This window comes from Streptomyces sp. NPDC054863 (assembly GCF_053610825.1).
On record NZ_JBSGZD010000487.1, the window covers coordinates 1 to 3,320 of the forward strand.

The 3,320-nt window shown below is 68.1% G+C and carries 3 protein-coding genes; all 3 read right to left on the reverse strand.

Going from position 1 to position 3,320, the window contains the following annotated elements:
• Positions 1-63 precede the first annotated feature (63 nt).
• Positions 64-1,380: an alpha-L-fucosidase gene (locus ACWGIG_RS38045; RefSeq protein WP_453326298.1), complete on the reverse strand. Its 1,317-nt coding sequence runs from the start codon at positions 1,378-1,380 to the stop codon at positions 64-66.
• Between the two features lie 138 nt (positions 1,381-1,518).
• Entirely contained in the window at positions 1,519-2,430 is a 912-nt protein-coding gene (locus tag ACWGIG_RS38050) for a carbohydrate ABC transporter permease (protein WP_453326299.1), read from the reverse strand.
• Positions 2,427-3,320: carbohydrate ABC transporter permease (locus tag ACWGIG_RS38055; RefSeq protein ID WP_453326300.1), on the reverse strand; the 894-nt coding region annotated here is incomplete at its 5' end. The genes ACWGIG_RS38050 and ACWGIG_RS38055, both read right to left, overlap by 4 nt.

The window sequence follows — 3,320 nt, forward strand, 5'->3', positions numbered from 1 at the left end:
GTACCTATGAGGAACGTGCGTCGTTGCATGATGCCTCCGTGAAGTGGTGGATCGGGATCCGGCTCAGCCGTCGGACCGGTCGGCCTCGTCGGCCGAGGTGTCCAGGAACAGTTCGATGACGGGTACGGGGGTGTCGGGGCGCCGGACCGGGATCTGGAGGGTGAGCGTCCCGGCGGGCTGTCCGCCCATCTCGGTGTTGACCGCGGGCCGGTCCGGGTCGATGTGGATCCGGACGATCTCGGACGCGTCGTTCAACAACTGGGCGTAACGCACCCGGCCGGCGAGGCCCGGCAGGTGCAGATGACGCAGCGGCCAGGCGAACAGGTGGACGTAGAGCCGGTCGCCGCGCTGGGTGTACCGGCATTCCGCGGGGGCGGTGTACGGGGACGGGCCGCAGCCGCGTACCGACCTCTCGTGCAGCTCCGTCCACCGGCCGATCTCCCCGAGGACCGCGGCGTCGCGCGGGTCGAGTTCGCCGCGGCCGGTGGGACCCACGTTGAGCAGCAGATTGCCGCCCTTGGACACCCCGTCGACGAGCATGCGGATCAGCAGGTCGGCGCTCTTGTGGTCGAGGTTGTCGCGGTCGTAGCCCCAGCTCCCGTTGAGCGTCTGGCAGGCCTCCCAGAGCACGGGGCGCCCGTCCTGGGTCATCGGTCCCGAGGGCTGGTACTGCTCGGGGGTGACGAAGTCGCCGGGAAGGCCGGTCCTGTCGTTGACGAGTACGTGCGGCTGGAGTTCACGGATCGTCTCCAGGAGTTTCGGGGAGTCCCAGTCGTCGGGTCCCTTGCCGCCCCACCAGGTGCGCCCGGCGTACGAGAAGTCGAAGAACAGGTAGTCGACGCGTCCGAACGAGGTCAGCAGTTCGCGGACCTGGCCGTGCAGATAGCGCTGGTAGTCGCGGACGTCCCGGTCGGCGTGCTTGGCCTTGAACTCCTCGTCGTCGCGCTGCGGATGGGTGCCGTCGACGGGAAAGGACGGATGGTGCCAGTCGATCAGCGAGTAGTAGAGGCCGACCCTCAGCCCTTCGGCGCGGCACGCCTCGACGAACGGGCCGACGAGATCGCGGCCGTGCGGGGTGTTGGTGACCTTGTACTCGGTGAGGGCGCTGTCCCACAGGCAGAAGCCGTCGTGGTGCTTGGCGGTCAGGACGACGTACCGCATGCCCGCGGCCCTGGCCGACCTGGCCCACTGGACCGGGTCGTAGCGGTCGGGGTCGAAGTGGTCGAAGTAGACCTGGTACTGCTCGTCGGTCAGCTCCTCCCGGTTCTTGACCCATTCGTGCCGTGCGGCGAGGGAGTAGAGGCCCCAGTGGACGAACATGCCGAACCGGGCGGTGGTGAACCAGGAAGTCTCCGGGGATTTCGAGGAGGGGGAAGTCATGGGTGTACGGCTCCAGTTCGGGGGTGGCCGGGCAGGCGACCCGGCGTGCGGCGTGTGCGGGGCGTACGGAGTGTGCGGGTACGTCAGTAAGGCCGGCCGTCCTGTCGGCCGCGCGCAGCGGCTGCCGCGGCTGCGGGGTCAGCCCTTCAGGGCGCCGGAGGACAGACCGCTGACGAAGGAACGCTGGAAGAACAGGAAGACGATCACGGAGGGCAGCAGGGCCAGCAGGGCCGCGGCCATCACCACGCCGGGGGTGACGTCGGGGTCGATCCGCAGGGTCCGCAGTGCCAGCGGGAGCGTGTAGGAAGAGGCGTCGACGGAGACGAGGAGGGGCAGCAGGTACTGGTCCCAGATCATCGTGAAGCCGAAGACCCCGATGACGCCCAGGGCGGGCTTGCACATCGGCAGGATGATCTGGACGAAGATGCGCAGATCACCGGCGCCGTCGATGCGGGCGGCCTCCTCCAGTTCTCGGGGCACGTCCTTCATGAACTCGGTCATCACCAGGATGGAGAATCCCCAGGCGCCCAGCGGGACGATCATTCCGGCCAGTGTGCCGATGAGGTTGAAGTGCAGGACCGGCAGGTCGGCGAGGATCAGGGACAGCGGGAGGGCCAGGATCTCCTCGGGCAGCATCAGCGTCGCCAGGATGGCGACGAGGACCAGCGTCATCCCGGGAAAGACCTTCCTGGCCAGCGCGTATCCGGCCAGGACGGACACGACCACCTGGAGCAGCAGCCCGAATCCGACCACGAAGAACGAGTTCAGCAGGTACGTGAGCACGCCCTGGTCGAAGGCGACCCCGAAGTTGTCCAGCGTGACTCCCGAGGGAATGACGCTCAACTGTGTCGGGTCCTTGACGTGACCGAAGGCGCTGACGAGCAGAGCCAGCAGCGGCCCGCCGAAGACGATCAGGACCAGCAGGTAGATGACGGCCTTCAGGATCCGTCCGCCGACGCTGCGGCTCTCGGTCAGGCCCAGCGCGGTCTCGGTCGGCGCGGGCCCGGTCTGCACGGTCTTGGTCGACACGGACTTGGTCGGCACGGTCATTTGCTTTCCCTCCGCCGCAGCAGTTGGACGACGACGGTCAGGATCAGGGTCGCGACGAACAGCAGGACGGCTCCCGCCGCGCCGACGCCGAGCCGGTTCTGCTCAAGGCCGAGCTTGTAGATGAGGGTCATGACGACCTCGGTGGAGCCGTCGGGCCCTCCGTTGGTGAGCAGGAACACCTCGGTGAACACCCGCAGTCCACGGATCGCGGCGAGGATGAACAGGATCGAGAACACCGAGCGCAGTCCGGGCACCGTCACGTACCAGACCCGCTGCCACCTGGACGCGCCGTCGACCTTGGCGGCCTCGTACAGACCGCGGTCCACGCTCGTCAGACCGGCGAGGAAGATCATCATGTCGTAGGGGGCGCCCCGCCAGATGCCGGTGACCATGATGGAGGCCATCGACGAGTGGGGGTCGTTGATGAACCCCGAGGGGCCGAACCCCACCAGGCCGAGGAGGGAGTTGAGCATCCCGTCCTCGGTCGGGTGGTACATGATCCGCCACAGCTCGGCGACGACCGCGATGGGCACCACCACCGGCAGGAACGCCGCGGAGCGCACGAACCCCAGGCGGCGGCTCTGCCCTTCCATCAGCAGCGCGAGGGCGAGGCCCAGAGCCATCGAGCCGGCCGTCTGTCCGGCGGCGAGGACGACGGTGTGCCACGCGGCCTCGCGGAAACCGAGGGACTGGAGCACCGTGGCGTAGTTCTCGGTGCCGACCCACTTGTTCCCCAGGTAGGGCTGAACCTCCTGGAAGGACATGGTCAGTGCGCTGAGCATGGGGATGAACTTGAAGTACAGGAAGAGGAGCAGGGCGGGGGCGAGGAACAGCCAGGGCGTCCACCACCTGCCCGACCTGCGGCCGTTCCTGCGGCGGCCGGTTGCGGC

Coding starts and splice junctions, on each gene's coding strand:
- ACWGIG_RS38045 (WP_453326298.1), bottom strand. CDS start 1,380: ATGACTTCCCCCTCCTCGAAATCCCCGGAGACTTCCTGGTTCACCACC.
- ACWGIG_RS38050 (WP_453326299.1), bottom strand. CDS start 2,430: ATGACCGTGCCGACCAAGTCCGTGTCGACCAAGACCGTGCAGACCGGG.